This window comes from Bradyrhizobium centrolobii, assembly GCF_001641635.1.
Taxonomy (GTDB): Bacteria; Pseudomonadota; Alphaproteobacteria; order Rhizobiales; family Xanthobacteraceae; genus Bradyrhizobium; species Bradyrhizobium centrolobii.
In genome coordinates this window covers 39,551-57,107 of the sequence record NZ_LUUB01000018.1, presented here as the reverse complement: position 1 = coordinate 57,107, position 17,557 = coordinate 39,551, and the positions used below count along the sequence as shown (strand labels likewise).

Here is a 17,557-nt window from a genome sequence, read left to right as displayed (position 1 = left end):
CCTGTGCGGCATCAGCCAACCCGAAAACACGCCCGTCATTCCACATTGCGCAAGTGCGCAATGGGGATGCGCCGAAGGCGCAGGCCCGGAATCCATAACCCCGGCTAGTGGTTATGGATTCCGGGCTCGACGCTGGCGCGTCGCCCCGGAATGACGGTGTGTAGGAATGACGGTACAGGGTGGGCAAAGCGACTTGTCCGCCGAAGCTCTCCACGAGCGAAGGCGGAAGCGTGCCCACCATTTGCATTCGGCTCGTGGCGAGATGGTGGGCACGGCGCTTCACGCCTTTGCCCACCCTACGATCCCGGCGTTGCTAAATCTTCACCGTCGTCTTCGGCCAATACCTGTCGCGCAGGTGGCGCTTGACCAGCTTGCCGGTGGGGGTGCGTGGCAGCTCGGCTTCGAAATCGATCGAGCGCGGGCATTTGATCGCGGAGAGGCGGCTCTTGCAGTAGGCGATCAGGTCTGCTTCCAGCTCCTTGCCCGCACGCTTCATGTCGTGCGGCTGCACCACCGCCTTCACCTCTTCGCCCATCTCCGCGTTCGGCACGCCGAACACGGCGACGTCGGCGACCTCGGGATGGCTGATGAGCACATCCTCGGTCTCCTGCGGATAGATGTTCACCCCGCCCGAGATGATCATGTAGGACTTGCGGTCGGTGAGATAGAGGAAGCCGTCCTTGTCGAGATAACCGACATCACCGAGCGTCGACCAGCCCTTGGCGTTGTAGGCCTTCTTCGTCTTCTCCGGATCGTTGTGATAGGTGAACGCCGGTGCGTCGGCGAAATAGACCGTGCCGATCTCGCCCACCGGCTGCTCCTCGTCGTTCTCGTCCAGAATCTTGATCTTGCCGACTACCGCGCGGCCGACGCTGCCACGGTGCTGCAGCCATTGCTGCGAGTTGCAGACGGTGACACCGTTGCCTTCCGAGCCTGCATAATACTCGATCAGGATCGGTCCCCACCATTCGATCATGCTTGCCTTCACGTCGACCGGGCAGGGCGCGGCGGCGTGGATCGCGCCCTTCAGCGTCGAGACGTTGTACTTGGTGCGCACCTCGTCCGGCAGTTTCAACATGCGCACGAACATGGTCGGCACGAGCTGCGACTGCGTGACCTTGTACTTCTCGACCAGCTTCAGGAACTCTTCGGCGTCGAAATGCTCCATGATGATGGAGGTGCCGCCGAGCGTGATCGCCATCATGTTGAAGCGCAACGGGGCGGCGTGATAAAGCGGCGCCGGCGAGAGGTACGTGCTCTCAGCACTCATGCCGCACATGTCGGCGCAGAGCACGCGCAGGAATGCGTTCGGCACGTCGATCCGATTGCCTTCGAACGCTTTCTTGATGCCCTTGGGCCGGCCGGTGGTGCCGGACGAATACAGCATGTCGTAGCCGGCGACCTCATCGGCGATCGGCGTCGTCGGCTGTGCCGCCGCTTCCTTGTCATAGGAGCGGAAGCCGGGCAGCGGCTCGTCCACCATGTAGAAGATGGGCTCGCCCGGTGTGCCCTTGATCAGGCCCTTGATCTGGTCGGCGCATTTCGGCGTGGTGATCACGACCTTGGCGCCGCAATCGCCGATGATGTAGTCGATCTCGTCCTGCTTCAGGTAGCGGCTGATCGCGGTGTAATAGAGCCCGCTGCGCTGCGCCGCCCAGCAGATCTCCATGAAGGCGAGACGGTTCTCCATCAACAGCGCGATGTGGTCGCCGGCCTTCAGCCCCAGCGAGCGGAATAGCTGCGCGCCCTGGTTCGAGAGCTCGTCGAGCTCGCGATAGGTTATCGCCTTGCCGGTTCCGGCCATCTGGTAGGCGATCTTGTCGGGCGTGGTCTTTGCGTAGACTGATGGATGGGTCATAAACGTAGGTCCCAAGGCATAGGAAACTGTCGTCCTGGCGAAAGCCAGGACCCAACCACTGCTCTCGATTGTTGACGCGAGCTGCGGCACCAGCTTGTCGTAACCACAAGCTCTTGTGGTTATGGGTCCCGGCTCGGCGCTCCGCTTCGCTGCGCTTGGCCGGGACGACACCTTTAGTGTGGCCGCGACTTACAGCCGCTCCACGATCGTCACGTTTGCCATGCCGCCGCCTTCGCACATGGTCTGGAGGCCATAGCGCTTGCCGCGCTGGTGCAGCGCATGCACCAGCGTCGTCATCAGCTTGGTGCCCGAGCCGCCGAGGGGATGGCCGAGCGCGATCGCGCCGCCATTGACGTTGAGGCGCTCGGGATCGGCGCCGGTGGTCTTGAGCCACGCGGTCGGCACCGAGGCGAAGGCCTCGTTGACCTCGAACAGGTCGATGTCGTCGATCTTCATGCCGGCCTTCTCCAGCGCGCGCTTGGTGGCGTGCAGTGGCGCGTCCAGCATGATCACGGGATCACCGCCCATCATGGTCATGTGATGCACGCGCGCCAACGGCTTGACGCCGAGCTGCTTCAGGCCGCGCTCGTTCACCACCATGACGCCGGAGGCGCCGTCGCAGATCTGGCTGGCGCTGGCTGCAGTCAGCCTGCCGTTCTCCGCGATCAGCTTGACGCCCTTGATGCCGTCGAGGCTTGCGTCGAAGCGGATGCCCTCGTCGATGTGGTGGGTGTCCTTGGAGCCGTCGGCGCGGGTGATCTCGAGCGGCACGATCTCCTTCTTGAAGTGGCCTCCTTGCGTGGCCGCGATCGCGCGCTGGTGGCTGTTGTAGGAGTATTCGTCGAGCTCATCCTTGGAGAGGCCGTACCTCTCGGCCATCATCTCCGCGCCGGTGAACTGGCTGAACACGATGTTGGGATACTTCGCTTCGATGCCCGGGCTCTTGTAATTGCCAAAGCCGTTCTTGGCCGGGAGCTGCGACGACAGCCCCATCGGCACGCGCGTCATCGATTCCACGCCGGCGGCGATCACCACGTCCATCGCGCCCGACATCACCGCCTGCGCGGCGAAATGCAGCGCCTGCTGGGAGGAGCCGCACTGCCGGTCGATCGAGGTGCCCGGCACGCTCTCCGGCAGCTTCGAGGCCATCACCGCGTTGCGCGCGACGTTGTTGGACTGCTCGCCGACCTGCATCACGCAGCCCATGATCACGTCCTCGACCAGGGCGGGATCGACCTTGGTGCGGTCGACCAGCTCGTCGAGCACCTTCGCGGCGAGATCGGCCGGATGCCAGCCGGCGAGGCGGCCCCCCTTGCGCCCGCCGGCGGTACGCGCAGCGGCGACGATGTAAGCCTCGGCCATGTCGGTTTCTCCCTGATTGTTCTGAATGGGTTGGTTGTCGGGCGCGGATTTAAAGGACGCGAGATCATTTAGTCAATCGATCAATTAACTCTTGTGATGAGGCGCTGCTTGCGCTTATCTGCGCCCTCTTGCGGCGAGGACAGGGATCTCGTGACTACCAGCGTACCGACCAGGCTTCCGGCGACCAAGAATTCCACGGCTGAGAAGCTGCTGGTGGCCGCGAGCGAGCTGATGATCGAGCGCTCCTCGATCGAGATTTCGCTGAGCGACATCGCCCAGAAGTCCGGCGCCAACGCCGCGCTGGTCAAATATCACTTCGGCAACAAGGACGGCCTCCTGCTGGCGCTGCTCGAGCGCAACGCCGCGACCGAACTGTCCAATCTCGAATATCTGCTGGCGCAGCCGATCACGCCGACCGCGAAGCTGAAGCTGCATATCGGCGGCATCATCCGCGCCTACTACCGGTTCCCCTATATGAACCGGCTGATCCACTATCTCCTGCACGAGACCAAGCCGGAATGCGCGGACGAGGTCTCGAAATTCTTCGTGGCGCCGCTCCTGGACTTCCACCGCCGCCTGCTCGCCGACGGCTTCAGTCGCGGTGAATTCCGAGCTACCGATCCGGTGCTGTTCTACACCAGCCTGATCGGCGCCTGCGATCACCTGTTCTTCGGCCGGCACGCGATGTCTCGCGCCACCGGCGTCGGCCCGGTCACCGACGAAGTCTGCCGGCAATACATCAAGCACATGGAAACGCTGATCTGCGGCGGCATCCTCACGCAAGCCGAGGAAGCCGTTGCGGCCGGATAATCGGCCATAACTCTCAAGTCTAGAGAAGAAACGTCCAAGGAAAGGTAGCTTACGATGCAGTTGAAAGACGTAGCCGTTCTCATCACCGGTGGTGGTTCGGGCCTTGGCGCCGCGACCGCCCGCGCCATGGCCGCCAAGGGCGCCAAGATCGGCGTGATCGACCAGAACAAGGAAAACGCAGAGAAGGTCGCCACTGAGGTGAAGGGCGTTGCGCTCCATGCCGATGTCACCAGCGAGGAGCAGATCAAGGCGGCGATCGCGAAGGCGGAAGGCGCCCACGGCATCGCACGCATTCTGATGAACTGCGCCGGCATCGGCGGCTCGCAGCGCATCGTCGGCCGCGACGGCGTCTATCCCTTGGAAAAGTTCGCGCGCATCATCAACGTCAACCTGATCGGCACCTTCAACTGCCTGCGCCTGTTCGCCGAGCGCCTCGTCACCGCCGAGCCGATCGGTGAAGAGCGCGGCGTCATCGTCAACACGGCCTCAGTTGCGGCCTACGAAGGCCAGATCGGCCAGATCGGCTATTCGGCCTCGAAGGGCGGCGTCGTCGGCCTTACGCTACCGGCCGCGCGCGATCTCGCCAGCCAGAAGATCCGCGTCAACACCATTGCGCCCGGCCTGTTCTTCACGCCGCTCTTGATGGGGCTGAACGAAGAGGCCCGCAAGAGCCTGGGCGCCCAGGTGCCGCATCCCTCGCGCCTCGGTGATGCCGCCGAATACGGTTCGCTCGCCGTGCACATCGTCGAGAACCCGATGCTCAACGGCGAAACCATTCGCCTCGACGGCGCCATCCGCATGGCGCCACGGTAAGGCGCTGCTCTCCTTCCTTCTCCCCTTGTGGGAGAAGGTGGCGCGAAGCGCCGGATGAGGGGTTCTCTCCACGGAGACAGACCCCTCACCAAAGCCAATTCCTAGCTGGCAACATACTTGCCCTCTCCCACAAGGGGAGAGGGCACAATAACCGCGATCTCAAGCGCGGATGCAGGAGCGCTCCATGTCCCAACCGCTGCTGATCGAGCATGACGACGGCGTCGACCGGGTGACGCTCAATCGTCCCGAAAGTCTCAATGCGCTCGATCCTGCGCTGATCGACGCGCTCAATAATTACTTCCAGGGCCTCCAGCGCGACCGCGACACGCGCGTGGTCGTGCTGAAGGGCGCCGGCCAGAATTTCTGCGCGGGCCTCGATCTCAAGCATGCGATGCAGCGGCGCGCCGGGCAGCAGGAGCCGCCGGGCGTCACGGAGTCGCTGGATTCGCAGCGGCGCATCGCCGACATCGTGATGCTGATGCGGCGCTGCGCGCAGCCGATCCTCGCGCTGGTGCAGGGCGCGGCGGCCGGCGGCGGCTTTGCGCTGGCGCTCGCCTCCGACATCCGCATCGCCACGAAGTCGGCGCGAATGAACTGCGCCTTCATCAAGCTCGGCCTTGGCGGCTGCGACATCGGCACCAGCTATTTCCTGCCGCGCCTCGTCGGTGTCTCCGTGGCCTCGGAATTGATCCTTACGGGACGCTTTATCGGCGCCGAGCGCGCGCTCGCAGTCGGGCTCGTCTCTGAAGTCGTCGACGAGGACAAGCTCGATGAGGCCGCCGAGCCTTATGTCGACGCAATGATGACGGCGTCGCCCGTTGGCCTGCGTCTGTCAAAAGAATGTCTCAACATGAGCGTCGACGCGGGATCGCTGGAAGCGGCGATCGCGATGGAGGATCGCAACCAGGTCCTTTGCAGCCGCTCCGAGGAATTTTCGGAAGGCATCAGGGCCTTCCTTGAGAAGCGAAAGCCTGTCTATATCAGGCGCTGAAACGAGAATGATCCGCAAAGGACAATAATTCCGGGAGACGCAAAATGAGTGGGAGTGCGGCGGCGGTGATGACGAAGCCCGCCTTTCGCAAGGTCGAGTGGCTGGCACGCGACATCGACGTCGAGCGCCGTGATGACGGCACGGTGGTGCTGAAGTCGCGCATTCCGCTGCAACCTTACGAGAAGCACCTTCCGGCCTCGCTTGCGAAATGGGCGAAGGAAGCGCCCGAGCGCATCTGGCTCGCGCGGCGTGGCGGCGCAAACCGCGAATGGCGAAAAGTCTCTTACGACGAAGCCAAGCGGACCGTGGATGCGGTGACGCAGGCGCTGCTCAATCTCGGGCTCGATGGACGCCCGGTCACGATCCTCTCCGGCAACTCGATCGAGCACGCTTTGATGACGCAGGCCGCGATGCAGGCGCGTTCGCCGGCCGCGCCGGTATCGCCCGCCTACTCGCTGATGAGCCACGATCACGTCAAGCTGAAATACCTGTTCGACCTGATCAAGCCGGCTGTGGTGATGGTGCAGGACGGCCCAACCTTCGAGAAGGCCCTGAAGGCGCTCGATCTCACGGGCGTCACTGTTGTTCACGTCGTGCGGCCCTGCGAGGGCATCAGGAGTGTCAGCTTTGCCGAGCTCGCGGCAACGCCCGCGAGCGCCGATGTCGAGGAGTCGATCGCGAAGATCACGCCGCAGACCGTCGGCAAGCTGCTTTTCACCTCCGGCTCGACCGGCATGCCCAAGGCCGTCATCAACACCCAGGAGATGATGTGCGCCAACGCGGCGATGATGATGCAGGTGCGGCCGCGCACGCCCGGCGGCCCGCTGCCGACCGTGCTCGACTGGATGCCTTGGAACCACACCATGGGCGGCAATGCCGCGTTCCACCCCGTGCTTGTCGACGGCGGGACGCTCTATATCGACGACGGCCGGCCGATGCCGGGGCAGTTGGAGGAGACCATCAGGAATCTGCGCGAGATCTCGCCGACCTATTACGCCAACGTGCCGGCCGGCTACGCCGCGCTGGCGGCGGCGATGGAGAAGGACGACGCGCTGTGCCGCTCGTTCTTCAAGAATCTCTCGATCATGGCCTATGGCGGCGCGCGGCTGCCGGACGATCTCTACGATCGCATGCAGGCGCTGGCTGTGAAGACCACCGGCGAGCGCATCGTGTTCTACACCGGCTGGGGCTCGACCGAGACGGCGCCGACTTCGACCGGCACCTATTGGGACACCGAGCGCGTCGGCCTGATCGGCCTTCCGTTCCCCGGCGTCGAATTGAAGATGGTGCCCTGTGGCTCGAAATACGAGCTGCGCCTGCGCGGCGTCAACGTCACACCCGGCTATTTCGGCCAGCCTGATCTCACGAAGAAAATGTTCGACGAGGAGGGTTTTTACTGCATCGGCGATGCCGGCATCTTCGTCGACGACACCGATCCGCTGAAGGGCATCATCTTTGCTGGCCGCGTTGTGGAAGACTTCAAGCTCACCACCGGCACCTTCGTCCATGTCGGCTCGCTCCGCACCGATGCGATCGCTGCGGCCACGCCTGTCGTTCATGATGCGCTGGTCGCCGGCCAGGATCGTTGCTCCATCGGTCTGCTCGCCTGGCCGAACCTGCATGCCTGCCGCCAGCTCGTCGGCAATCCCGATCTGAGTTTTGAAGACGCGGTGAAGCATCCCGAGGTGATCGCCTGCCTCAGGCGCGGACTCGAGACCCATAACAAGGAATGCGAAGGCGCCAGCAGCCGCATCATCGCGCGTGCCATGCTGATGGTCGAGCCGCCCTCGATCGACGGCAACGAGCTCACCGACAAGGGTTACATCAACCAGCGCGCCGGTCTCGAACGCCGCGCAGCGCTGGTGGAGCGGTTGTATGCGGACCGGCCGGATCAGGATGTGATCGTGCTGCGATGAAGCCAGTAACCCTCAACTCGTCATTCCGGGGCGGGCGCAGCGCGAACCCGGAATCCATCGGGGCGCACATGCGCGGTGAAATGGATTCCGGGCTCGCGACTTCGTCGCGCCCCGGAATGACGGCATCAATTCAAGTGACACAATAACAAGGTAAGCCGCCATGAACTTCGATTTCTCTGACGACCAGAAACAGCTCCGCGACCAGGCGCGTAAATTCCTCGCCGAAAAGTGCTCGCCCAAGGCGGTGCGCGTCGTGCTCGACGGCAAGGCGCCCTATGACAGCGAGCTGTGGAAAGGCCTCGCCGAGATGGGCTTTCTCGGCGTCGCGATCCCCGAGGAATTCGGCGGCGCGGGCGCCGGCCATCTCGAGCTTTGCGTGATTGCGGAGGAGATGGGTCGTGCCAACGCGCCGGTACCGTTCTCCTCGACCGTCTATCTCGCCGCCGAAGCGCTGCTGATTGCCGGTAGCGACGCGCAGAAGAAAGAGTGGCTGCCGGCGATCGCTTCGGGCGAAGCGATCGGAACGCTGGCGCTGTTCGAGGGCAAGGGCAATCCGTCGCCGAAGAACATCAAGCTTACTGCTTCCAACGGTGTGCTCAACGGCGTCAAGAAGCCGGTCGCCGACGGCGCGATCGCCAATTTCGCGGTTGTCGCAGCGCGCACGGGATCGAGCGGCCGGGACAGCGACGTCTCGCTGTTCCTGGTCGACCTCAAGGCGGGCGGCGTCGAGATGAGGGGCCTGACCAACCTCGATCCGACCCGCGGGCAGGCCGAGATCACGTTCAAGGATTGCAAGGCCGAGCCGCTGGGCGCAGCCGGTGAAGGCTGGAGCATCCTCACCCAGGTGCTCGACCGCGCCGCGGTGCTCTGCGCCTTCGAGCAGGTCGGCGGCGCCGACCGCGCGCTGGAGATGGGCCGCGACTACGCCCTCGACCGCATCGCCTTCGGCCGCCAGATCGGCTCGTTCCAGGCGGTCAAGCACATGCTCGCGGACATGTATGTCTCGGCAACGCTGGCGCGCTCCAACAGCTATTACGGCGCCTGGGCACTCTCGACCAACGCGGCCGAATTGCCGGAAGCCGCCGCTGCCGCGCGCATCAGCGCAACGCAGGCGTTCCAGCACTGCGCCAAGAACAACATCCAGGTCCATGGCGGCATGGGTTTTACCTGGGAGTTCGACTGCCACATGTACTATCGCCGTGCCAACGCGATGGCGCTCGGGCTCGGCAGCCTGTCCTATTGGGAAGACCAGCTGATCGACCGCATGAGGAAGAAGAACGCGGCGTAACGATGATCCTAGCCCGTAGGGTGGGTTAGCCCCGCGGATGCGCGAAGCGCAATCCGCCAGGCGTAACCCACCACCGGACCGCAACAATGCTCTAGAGAAGTGGTGGGTTACGCCTTCGGCTAACCCACCCTTACGGAAGACAGAGAAGCGTCATGAACTTCGACGACACCCCGCAGGAAGCCGAATTCCGTGCCGTCGCCCGCGCCTGGATCGCGGCGAACGCGCCGAAGCAATATGAAGAGGAGCTGCGAAAGTCCTCGCTCGGCCGCACGCAGCTCAAGAACGCCAACATTCTCGAGGTCGCAAAGGCCTGGCAGAAGAAGAAGGCCGACGCCGGCTGGGCCTGCCTGCACTGGCCGAAGGACTATGGCGGCCGCGGCTCATCGCCGATCGAGCGCGTGATCTGGCAGCAGGAGGAGGGCGTGTTCGGCAAGCTCTCTCAGCTGTTCATCATCGGCCACGGCATGTGCGGGCCGACCATGATGGCGTTCGCGCGCGAGGAGCATAAGCGCACATATCTGCCACCGCTCGCTTCCGGCGAGAAGGTCTGGTGCCAGCTCTTCTCCGAGCCGGCCGGCGGCTCTGACGTCGCGGGCCTGCGCACGCGTGCGGAAAAGGACGGCGACGAATGGGTCATCAACGGCCAGAAGATCTGGACCTCGGGCGCGCATTATTCCGACTACGGCATCCTGTTGACCCGCACCGACCCTACCGTGCCGAAGCACAAGGGCCTCACCATGTTCTTCCTGGACATGAAGAGTCCGGGCGTCGAGGTGCGGCCGATCAAGCAGGCGAGCGGGGCCTCCGACTTCAACGAGGTCTATTTCACCAACGTCCGCGTTCCCGATCACCAGCGCCTCGGCGAGGTCAATGACGGCTGGAATGTCTCGCTGACCACGCTGATGAACGAGCGCATGTCGATCGGTGCCGGTGTGGCGACGGGCTTTCCGGAGCTGTTCGACTATTGCTCCAGCCTGATGCTGGACGACGGTCCCGCGATCGAAGACCGCGCGGTGCGCTCGAAGCTCGCGAATTGGGCGGTAAAGGCGAGCGGCCTGAAATACACCAGCATGCGCGCGATCTCGGCGCTGTCGAAGGGCGAGCGCCCGGGTCCCGAGAATTCCATCGGCAAGCTGGTGGCGGGGTCCATGATCCAGGACGTCGCGACCTACGCGCTCGACCTCCAGGGCGCGGCCGGCGTGATCAGCGGGCCGGAGGATGCCGAAGTCGCCGGCCGTTTCCAGGCGATGCTGCTGCGCGCGCCGGGCACCCGCGTCGAGGGCGGCACCGACGAGATCATGCGCAACATCATCGCCGAGCGCGTGCTCGGCCTGCCCGGCGACATCCGCGTCGACAAGGACGTGCCGTTCAACAAGATCCCAACGAAGGGAAGGAGCTGATCGTGTCCCGGACGCGGTGCGGCACCACCAGCGCGCTAACGCGCGTCTTCAACGCGCTATGGTGCCGCTCCGCAGAGCCGGGACCCAGAAGGCCGCAAACAGGCCCCGGCTCTGCAGCGCACCGCTTCGCGATGCGCGGCGTCCGGGGCACGAGAGAGGAGAGTTCGAAATGAATTTCGACGATACGCCGCAGGAAGCCGCATTCCGCGAGACTGCGCGCAAATGGGTCGAGGCCAACGCACCGAAGGAGCTCGAGGCTGAGCTCTCAAAATCCTCGCTCGGGCGTATCCGGCTCGCCAAGCACGACATCGTCGATGTCGGCAAGGCTTGGCAGAAGAAGAAGTTCGAGGGCAATTGGGCTTGCCTGCACTGGCCGAAGGAGTACGGCGGCCGCGGCGCGACGCCAATCGAGCGCGTGATCTGGCAGCAGGAGGAGGGCGTCTTCGGCAAGCTGACACAGCCGTTCCAGATCGGCGAGGGCATGTGCGGCCCGACCGTGATGGCCTGGGGCAGCGAGGACGCCAAGCGCCGCTATCTGCCAAAGCTCGCCGCGGGCGAGGAGATCTGGTGCCAGCTCTTCTCCGAACCGTCCGCGGGCTCGGACGTCGCGGGCCTGCGCACGCGCGCGGAGAAGAAAGGCGACAACTGGATCATCAATGGCCAGAAGATCTGGACCTCGGGCGCCCACTACTCTGACTACGGCCTCCTGATCGCGCGCACCGATCCGAATGTGCCCAAGCACAAGGGTCTCACCATGTTCTTCCTGGACATGAAGAGCCCGGGCGTCGAGGTTCGCCCGATCAAGCAGGCCAACGGCATGCAGGAGTTCAACGAGGTCTATTTCACCGACGTGGAGATCCCCGACAGCCAGCGTCTCGGCGCGGTCGGCGAAGGCTGGAGCGTCTCGCTGACCACGCTGATGAACGAGCGCATGTCGATCGGCGCGCGCCTTGCGACCGGCGTGCCCGAGATGTTCGAGTTCTGCTCCAACCTGATGCTGGAGGATGGCCTCGCCATCGACGATCCCGCCGTGTGCTCGAAGCTTGCGAGCTGGGCGGTGAAATCGAGCGGGTTGAAATACACGAGCTACCGCGCGATCTCGGCACTGTCGAAGGGCGAGCGGCCGGGACCTGAGAACTCCATCGGCAAGCTGGTATCAGGCATGATGCTCCAGGACATCGCGACTTACGCGATGGACCTCCAGGGCGCGGCCGGCGTTCTTACGGGAACGGATGAGGAAACCGTGCACGGCCAATTCCAGCAGATGCTGCTGTCCTCGCCCTCGATGCGCATCGCCGGCGGCACCGACGAGATTTTGCGCAACATCATTGCCGAGCGAGTGCTGGGGCTGCCGGGCGACATCCGCGTCGACAAGGACGTGCCGTACAACAAGATCCCGACGAAGGGGCGTTGATCTCGGATCGTAGGGTGGGTTAGCGAAGCGTAACCCACCACTTCTGTCCCCGCACGTACGATAAGAGGTGGGTTACGCCTTCGGCTAACCCACCCTACGCAGACTACGGAAAAGGACGAGTCATGGATGCGAAATCGCCCAACACCCGCTACGCCACCGAAGACCGCATCGGCGTGCTCGAAGAGCTCCTCAACGAGCGCTACTCCGTCCGCGCCTTCCTGCCCAAGGAAGTCGATCGCGCAACCATCGAGCACGTGCTGAAGACCGCGCAGCGCACCGCGTCCTGGTGCAACAGCCAGCCCTGGCAGGTGCTGATCGCCAGCGGCGCGGCGAAGGAGCGCTTTCGGGAGGCGATCTACGCGGAAGCAGCTTCCGGCGCCAAGGACGACCATGACTTCACGCCGCCGCGCGAATATGTCGGCGTCTATCTCGACCGCCGCCGCGAGAGCGGCTTCCAGCTCTACAACACGCTCGGCATTCCCCGCGGCGACAAGGTCGCCTATGCAAAACAGGCGCTGGAGAACTACAATTTCTTCGGCGCGCCGCATGTGGCTGTTATCCACACCAACGAGCCGCTCGGCATCTACGGCGCGATCGATTGCGGCGCGTATGTCAGCAATTTCATGCTGGCGGCCCAAGCGCTCGGACTCGGCACTATTCCGCAGGCAGCGCTTGCGCGTCACTCCGGCCTGATCCGGCGGCACTTCAATCTGCCCGACGACCGCCGCGTCGTCTGCGGCATCTCGTTCGGCTATGCCGACCACGCCCACAAGGTCAACAGCTACCGCACCTCGCGTGCGAGCGTTGCCGACACGGTGACGTTCGTGGACGAGTGACTTGATGTCGCTCATCCAGGCTACTGGTAATTCATGAGCGACGAAAACCCCGATCGCGGAGCGATCGGGGTTTATCATGCTGGCGAGATCTCAGTAGATCCCGTACGCGCAGACGTTCACGACCCGGACACGCAGACCATGGCGGGTCTGAACGACGCGTTCCTGGTAGCAGTTGCTGACGCCGGTGTTGATGTAGAGGCCGCCGAAACCCCAGCCGGGACCCCAGTGATGGTGGAAGCCGTGGGCCGATGCGGCGCTGGGCGCGAGGGCGGCAACGCCGAGCGAACCGGCAGCGATCAGACCAAGTGCAAGCTTACGAAACATTTCCATTCTCCAGTTTGGCGCGAGGCCGTTGTTGTGTCCCTGCATCTCGGTCGGGCCGAGCTGCGAACGCGTTCACGCCGCGACGGGAGAATCGTGTTTCAGGACTGTTTCGTCGGCCGCGGCGGATGAGAAGCCGTCAGGCTTTCCGCGTCGTCGGCGCGGGACCGCGCGACGGCCGATAGCGCGTCGCCATGGCCTGTGTGAGCTCGATCATCTTCTCACGGAGATCGGCGGGCTCCAGCACTTCGGCCTCAGGTCCAAGCCGCAACAATTCGGCCGCAGCGTGCCACGACGTCTTGCCAACCGGCACCCTGGCGATGCGCCAGCCGTCTGCGTCGACAGTCTCCTCAAGACGCGTGCGTGCCTTGACGTAAGGCTGGCTCAGCGCGTCGAGCAGCTTTATGCCGAACGGCGACAACCGCACTGTCGCGACATTGGGATGCAGCTCGGCTTCGAGGCGGAGCGTCGCGGCTTGCCAATAGGCGGCAAGATCGAAATCCGCGGGACGGTCGAAGCGGTCTTGTAGCACCATGCAATCGAGGACGCGCGCGACGCGATAGGTGCGCACGCTGCCGTCGACCTGGCCTGCGAGATACCAACTGCCAGCCTTGAGCACGAGACCGAGCGGCGCGACGCGGCGCTGCTTCTCCGCCCGCCAGCTCTGATAGCGGATCTTGATCAGCGTTCCCTGCAACAACGCGCCCGCGATGGCGCGCAGATGCTTCGGCTCCTCGGCCTCGCCGAACCAGCCCGGCGCATCCAGATGAAAGCGCTCCTGCATCCGGCCGGCATCCTGGCGCAGGCCCGCGGGCAGCGCCGCCATCAGCTTGGTCTGCGCGGCCACCATTGCGGCATCGAGGCCTAGCGCCGCCGCCGGGCCTGGCAGCCCCGCGAGGAACAGCGCCTCCGCCTCGCTCTGCGACAAGCCGTTCAGCCGCACCCGATAGCCATCGAGCAGGCGATAGCCGCCCTCCGCGCCGCGGTCGGCATAGACCGGAACGCCAGATGCCGCGAGCGCATCGATGTCGCGATAGATGGTGCGTACCGAGACCTCGCAGGCCTCCGCGAGCTCAGGCGCGGTGACCTGACCCTTGGCCTGGAGAGTGGTGAGGATCGACAGCATCCGGCTCGCGCGCATCGCTTCTTAAACCATACCTGACACAGGATGTCAGGTATGGTCCCGTAAAGATGCGCCATCGCCAGCCGGCCCGAGGGAGACCTGCATATGACCGATCCGAACCGCATCATCCTGTATTATTCGCCGCAGAGCCGCGCCACGGGCACGCGGGTGCTGCTGGAGGAGCTGGGCGCGCCCTACGATCTCCACGTCCTCAACATGAAGGCGGGCGAGCAGCGCCAGCCGGGCTATCTCGCCATCAATCCGCTCGGCAAGGTGCCGGCGATCCGTCATGGCGAGGCGCTGGTGACCGAGCAGGTCGCGATCTACATCTACCTCGCCGACCTGTTTCCGCAGGCGGGCCTCACACCCGCGCTCGACGATCCGCTGCGCGGTCCCTATTTGCGCTGGATCGCCTATTATGGCTCATCGTTCGAGCCGGCCCTGATCGACAAATTCATGAAGCGCGAGCCCGCCCCGGTGACGCAATCGCCCTATGCCGACTACGACACCATGCTGGGTGCGCTCGAGGCGCAACTGTCCAGGGGGCCCTATCTGCTCGGCGAACGCATGACTGCGGCCGATATTCTCTGGGGTGTGGCGTTCAGTTGGACGATCATGTTCGGTATCGTGCCGAAGAAAGACGTCTTCGTTCGTTATTCGGAGCTGATCACGTCGCGACCTTCGTTCCAGCGGATCAATGCGGCTGATGACGAGATGGCGGCGCAACATGCCGCCGTTGCTGGGGGATAAAGAAGCCGAATCTCAGATGACAAATCCGATCCATACGACCAACTGCTTCAACACCTTCATCCAGGTCGCCGAAGACTGTCCGGCGCGCACCGGCGAGGAGCCGCCGCCGCGCGCAGGACAGCCGACGGTAGCCGGCCTGCAATATGCGATGATCACGAAGGCACCGTACAAATACACGTCCGACGACGTGATCTTCGCGACCTCAGCGCCGGGGCGCGAGCTCGACGCGAAGGCGACGAAGGCGGAGAAGAGTGCGGCCCGAGCGGCGTTCTTTGCGCGCGGGCAGGCCTGCATGCGTGCCTCCAGCCTCGGCAAGCGCTTCGGCTGGGGTGTGCATGCCGACAGTGAGGGCCATATTGCGATCTACGCCGTCGACAGCAAGCGCTATCAGGCGCTGGCGCGCGATCCCAAGCTCACGCAAGTGCGCGCGATGCGGTCGAAGCGGGGGTGATCTCCGCTCGTCGTCCCGGACAAGCGCAGCGAAGCGAAGCGCGGATCCGAGACCCATAACCACAGGATCAGATTTTGCGAAAGCTGGTGGCCACCAGTCCGCGCCACAACCGCTCCCTGGGATTATGGGTCCCGGCCCCCCGTGCGCAATTGCGCACTAGGCCGGGACGACGACTGAATGTGAGGCGTGTCCTCGTACTCCCTGACCGGCTGGCACACTCCAGCAGAGCCGACCAACTCCCTCTAAAACCGCGGCGGCCGCTTTTCCGCAAACGCCTTGATGCCTTCCTTGATCTCATCGCCGCGCATGCTGTCGCGATGGCGCTGGTCGGCGGCTAGCTCGTCGAGTTGGCCGCGGGCGAATTCGTTGATCGCGCGTTTCATGCCGCGCATCGCGTTCGGCGCGTTGCCGGCGAGGATCGTGGCGAGCCTGTCGACTTCCTCGTCCAGCGATTCCTCCGGCACCATGTCGGTGAGATAGCCGATCCGCAGCATCTCCGGGGCACCGATCTTCTGCGCGGTCAGGAACAGCTTTTTGGCGTTGTCGACGCCGAGCCGCGTGACGTAGCGCTTGATGCCGCTCTTGTAGTAGTGCAGCCCGAGCCGCGCCGCCGGCATGAACATCTCGGCGGTGTCGACGCCGATGCGGAAATCGCAGGCGAGTGCAAGGTCGGTCGAGCCGCCATAGACGCCGCCGTTGAGCCGGCAGATCGTCGGCACACCGAGATCCTCCAGCCGGTTGACGACCACCTCGAACGCCGATCCCGCACTCTGCTGCTCGTTGGCGCTCACAGCACGTTCGGCCACGGAGTTGAGGTCGTAGCCCGCCGAGAAGGCGCGTCCCGTACCTGTCAGCACCAGCACACGGATCGCAGGATCTGCCTCGATCCGGTCGAACAGCTTCATGAGCTCGCCGAGGTCTTCGGCCTGGAGCCGGTTGAGATGCCTGGGACGGTTGAGGCGGATGGTGGCGCGTGCGCCGATGATTTCGAGCACGGGACTGCTTGCCGCGTCGCCTGCTTCCGACATTCTGGTCTCCGTCTACTTGTTTTCGAGCGCGCGGCGCTTGGCTTCCGCATCGATTGTTTGGGCGAGATCGGGATGTCGCGCCATCAGCACGCGGAAGTCGACGAGGTCGAGCACCAAGAGCCGCGACACTTTCGTGGTCGCGACATTGGCGCCGCGCACATTGTTGCCGAGCAGCGCCATCTCGCCGAAGAAGGCTCCCTCGCCGAGCTGCACCTTTTTGCCGGGCAGGTCGACCTCGACCGCGCCGGCGGCGATGAAATACATACAGTCGCCCTGCTGGCCCTTCCGGATGATCATGGTGCGGGCGGGCAGCTCCATGGTGCGCAGCATGTGGGTGACGTCGGCGATCGCCGCGGGCCCAAGGGCGGCGAAGAACGGCACCTTGCTGACGGATTCCCAGGTCTTCAGGAAATTGTCGCGCCGGGTTTCGGCCGCGAATCCGGTCGCCAAAATACCGGTCCAGAGTCCGAACACGCCGAGGCCGGAGATCATCACCAGCGCCGCCACAATGCGGCCCAGCGGTGTCACCGGCACGACATCGCCGTAGCCCGTGGTCGTCAAGGTCACCACCGCCCACCACAAGGCGGCCGGGACGCTGCCAAAGGTCTGCGGCTGCACGTCCCGCTCCAGGAAATATTCGGCGACGGAGGCGAGGAAGACCACCATCAGGAAGATCACGAGCACGCTCACGAGCGGGCCCGATTCGAGCACCAGCACGCGGCGCAGCTGCCGCAGGCCGGGAATGCCCGGCACCACCTTCATCACCCAGAGCACGCTGAGCAACCAGGCCGTCCTGGGCTCGACGCCCAAAATCAGTGCCGTCGGCACGGCCAGCGCTCCGATCGCGTCGACCAGCCCGGCGGAGGAAGTCATGTAGAGCGAAAAGCGCCCCTGCCGTGCCATGTGGCGCAGCCGGACCACCCATTCGAACACGAAGTAGAGAAGACAGGCCCACAGCAGGGCATCGACCCAGCGGCTCACCGCCTCATAGGCCGGGTTGACCGTCAGCAGCACCATGGCCGCAACGCCGACCACCACCGCCACATAGGCCGCCTTGGTCATGTTGCGGCCGGCCGTGGCGGCCACGAACTGCGCCAGAGCGGGGATCAGCGGCTTGGACATGCGGGGAGGCGGCTCGGTCCTGGTTTTTGCGGTCCCGGCTGGGACTTCGGCGCCAAAGTGCCCGTGCGGACGGG

16 protein-coding genes are annotated in these 17,557 nt (G+C 64.4%); 10 read left to right on the top strand and 6 right to left on the bottom strand.

The genetic code is table 11. The features are described 5' to 3' along the window. Positions 1-313: 313 nt before the first annotated feature. Both AYJ54_RS02320 and AYJ54_RS02315 read right to left on the bottom strand, forming a co-directional pair. A complete protein-coding gene (locus AYJ54_RS02320; RefSeq protein ID WP_063696255.1) occupies positions 314-1,858 on the bottom strand; it encodes an acyl-CoA synthetase in 1,545 nt (514 codons plus the stop codon). A gap of 189 nt (positions 1,859-2,047) precedes the next feature. Further along, positions 2,048-3,220, bottom strand: a complete 1,173-nt coding sequence (locus tag AYJ54_RS02315; protein ID WP_063696254.1) for an acetyl-CoA C-acetyltransferase — start codon at positions 3,218-3,220, stop codon at positions 2,048-2,050. 96 nt (positions 3,221-3,316) lie between these two features. Here AYJ54_RS02315 and AYJ54_RS02310 point away from each other — a divergent pair, with 96 nt between their 5' ends. The 8 genes from AYJ54_RS02310 (at position 3,317) to AYJ54_RS02275 (ending at position 12,688) form a co-directional block, all read left to right on the top strand. After that, positions 3,317-4,030: a TetR family transcriptional regulator gene (locus AYJ54_RS02310; protein WP_430641385.1), complete on the top strand. Its 714-nt coding sequence runs from the start codon at positions 3,317-3,319 to the stop codon at positions 4,028-4,030. Between the two features lie 54 nt (positions 4,031-4,084). Continuing rightward, the gene (locus AYJ54_RS02305; RefSeq protein ID WP_063696253.1) at positions 4,085-4,843 is read left to right on the top strand and encodes an SDR family NAD(P)-dependent oxidoreductase; all 759 of its coding nucleotides are present in this window, start codon (positions 4,085-4,087) and stop codon (positions 4,841-4,843) included. A 184-nt stretch (positions 4,844-5,027) separates the two neighbouring features. Continuing rightward, entirely contained in the window at positions 5,028-5,834 is an 807-nt protein-coding gene (locus tag AYJ54_RS02300) for an enoyl-CoA hydratase/isomerase family protein (RefSeq protein ID WP_063696310.1), read from the top strand. Positions 5,835-5,878: 44 nt separating this feature from the next. Further along, complete coding sequence (locus AYJ54_RS02295) at positions 5,879-7,750, top strand: AMP-binding protein (RefSeq protein WP_063696252.1); 1,872 nt, start codon at positions 5,879-5,881, stop codon at positions 7,748-7,750. A gap of 160 nt (positions 7,751-7,910) precedes the next feature. Further along, positions 7,911-9,038 (top strand): acyl-CoA dehydrogenase family protein, encoded by a 1,128-nt coding sequence (locus tag AYJ54_RS02290; RefSeq protein WP_063696251.1) that lies wholly within the window; start codon positions 7,911-7,913, stop codon positions 9,036-9,038. Between the two features lie 152 nt (positions 9,039-9,190). Next, entirely contained in the window at positions 9,191-10,438 is a 1,248-nt protein-coding gene (locus AYJ54_RS02285) for an acyl-CoA dehydrogenase (protein WP_063696250.1), read from the top strand. A gap of 169 nt (positions 10,439-10,607) precedes the next feature. Beyond that, positions 10,608-11,852 carry an acyl-CoA dehydrogenase gene (locus AYJ54_RS02280; protein ID WP_063696249.1) on the top strand — a complete coding sequence of 415 codons (1,245 nt, stop codon included), beginning with the start codon at positions 10,608-10,610 and terminating at the stop codon, positions 11,850-11,852. A gap of 122 nt (positions 11,853-11,974) precedes the next feature. Then, the gene (locus AYJ54_RS02275; protein ID WP_063696248.1) at positions 11,975-12,688 is read left to right on the top strand and encodes a nitroreductase; all 714 of its coding nucleotides are present in this window, start codon (positions 11,975-11,977) and stop codon (positions 12,686-12,688) included. A 90-nt stretch (positions 12,689-12,778) separates the two neighbouring features. Here the strand turns inward: AYJ54_RS02275 and AYJ54_RS02270 are convergent, their stop codons facing one another. Continuing rightward, the gene (locus AYJ54_RS02270) at positions 12,779-13,012 is read right to left on the bottom strand and encodes a hypothetical protein (protein WP_063696247.1); all 234 of its coding nucleotides are present in this window, start codon (positions 13,010-13,012) and stop codon (positions 12,779-12,781) included. 136 nt (positions 13,013-13,148) lie between these two features. Continuing rightward, the gene (locus AYJ54_RS02265) at positions 13,149-14,150 is read right to left on the bottom strand and encodes a helix-turn-helix transcriptional regulator (protein WP_063696246.1); all 1,002 of its coding nucleotides are present in this window, start codon (positions 14,148-14,150) and stop codon (positions 13,149-13,151) included. Between the two features lie 87 nt (positions 14,151-14,237). On the opposite strand from AYJ54_RS02265, the gene AYJ54_RS02260 reads away from it, so the two are divergent. Continuing rightward, complete coding sequence (locus AYJ54_RS02260; RefSeq protein ID WP_063696245.1) at positions 14,238-14,882, top strand: glutathione S-transferase family protein; 645 nt, start codon at positions 14,238-14,240, stop codon at positions 14,880-14,882. Positions 14,883-14,898: 16 nt separating this feature from the next. Beyond that, on the top strand, positions 14,899-15,333 hold the full coding sequence (locus tag AYJ54_RS02255; protein WP_063696309.1) for a DUF6157 family protein: 435 nt from the start codon (positions 14,899-14,901) through the stop codon (positions 15,331-15,333). A gap of 242 nt (positions 15,334-15,575) precedes the next feature. Here the strand turns inward: AYJ54_RS02255 and AYJ54_RS02250 are convergent, their stop codons facing one another. After that, the gene (locus AYJ54_RS02250; protein ID WP_063696244.1) at positions 15,576-16,361 is read right to left on the bottom strand and encodes an enoyl-CoA hydratase/isomerase family protein; all 786 of its coding nucleotides are present in this window, start codon (positions 16,359-16,361) and stop codon (positions 15,576-15,578) included. A 12-nt stretch (positions 16,362-16,373) separates the two neighbouring features. After that, positions 16,374-17,483, bottom strand: a complete 1,110-nt coding sequence (locus tag AYJ54_RS02245) for a cyclic nucleotide-gated ion channel (RefSeq protein WP_063696243.1) — start codon at positions 17,481-17,483, stop codon at positions 16,374-16,376. Between the last annotated feature and the right edge of the window lie 74 nt (positions 17,484-17,557).

Bases quoted from the DNA above. Each gene is read 5' to 3' on its own strand.
- AYJ54_RS02320 (WP_063696255.1), bottom strand. From the start codon at position 1,858: ATGACCCATCCATCAGTCTACGCAAAGACCACGCCCGACAAGATCGCC.
- AYJ54_RS02315 (WP_063696254.1), bottom strand. From the start codon at position 3,220: ATGGCCGAGGCTTACATCGTCGCCGCTGCGCGTACCGCCGGCGGGCGC.
- AYJ54_RS02310 (WP_430641385.1), top strand. From the start codon at position 3,317: ATGAGGCGCTGCTTGCGCTTATCTGCGCCCTCTTGCGGCGAGGACAGG.
- AYJ54_RS02305 (WP_063696253.1), top strand. From the start codon at position 4,085: ATGCAGTTGAAAGACGTAGCCGTTCTCATCACCGGTGGTGGTTCGGGC.
- AYJ54_RS02300 (WP_063696310.1), top strand. From the start codon at position 5,028: ATGTCCCAACCGCTGCTGATCGAGCATGACGACGGCGTCGACCGGGTG.
- AYJ54_RS02295 (WP_063696252.1), top strand. From the start codon at position 5,879: ATGAGTGGGAGTGCGGCGGCGGTGATGACGAAGCCCGCCTTTCGCAAG.
- AYJ54_RS02290 (WP_063696251.1), top strand. From the start codon at position 7,911: ATGAACTTCGATTTCTCTGACGACCAGAAACAGCTCCGCGACCAGGCG.
- AYJ54_RS02285 (WP_063696250.1), top strand. From the start codon at position 9,191: ATGAACTTCGACGACACCCCGCAGGAAGCCGAATTCCGTGCCGTCGCC.
- AYJ54_RS02280 (WP_063696249.1), top strand. From the start codon at position 10,608: ATGAATTTCGACGATACGCCGCAGGAAGCCGCATTCCGCGAGACTGCG.
- AYJ54_RS02275 (WP_063696248.1), top strand. From the start codon at position 11,975: ATGGATGCGAAATCGCCCAACACCCGCTACGCCACCGAAGACCGCATC.
- AYJ54_RS02270 (WP_063696247.1), bottom strand. From the start codon at position 13,012: ATGTTTCGTAAGCTTGCACTTGGTCTGATCGCTGCCGGTTCGCTCGGC.
- AYJ54_RS02265 (WP_063696246.1), bottom strand. From the start codon at position 14,150: ATGCGCGCGAGCCGGATGCTGTCGATCCTCACCACTCTCCAGGCCAAG.
- AYJ54_RS02260 (WP_063696245.1), top strand. From the start codon at position 14,238: ATGACCGATCCGAACCGCATCATCCTGTATTATTCGCCGCAGAGCCGC.
- AYJ54_RS02255 (WP_063696309.1), top strand. From the start codon at position 14,899: ATGACAAATCCGATCCATACGACCAACTGCTTCAACACCTTCATCCAG.
- AYJ54_RS02250 (WP_063696244.1), bottom strand. From the start codon at position 16,361: ATGTCGGAAGCAGGCGACGCGGCAAGCAGTCCCGTGCTCGAAATCATC.
- AYJ54_RS02245 (WP_063696243.1), bottom strand. From the start codon at position 17,483: ATGTCCAAGCCGCTGATCCCCGCTCTGGCGCAGTTCGTGGCCGCCACG.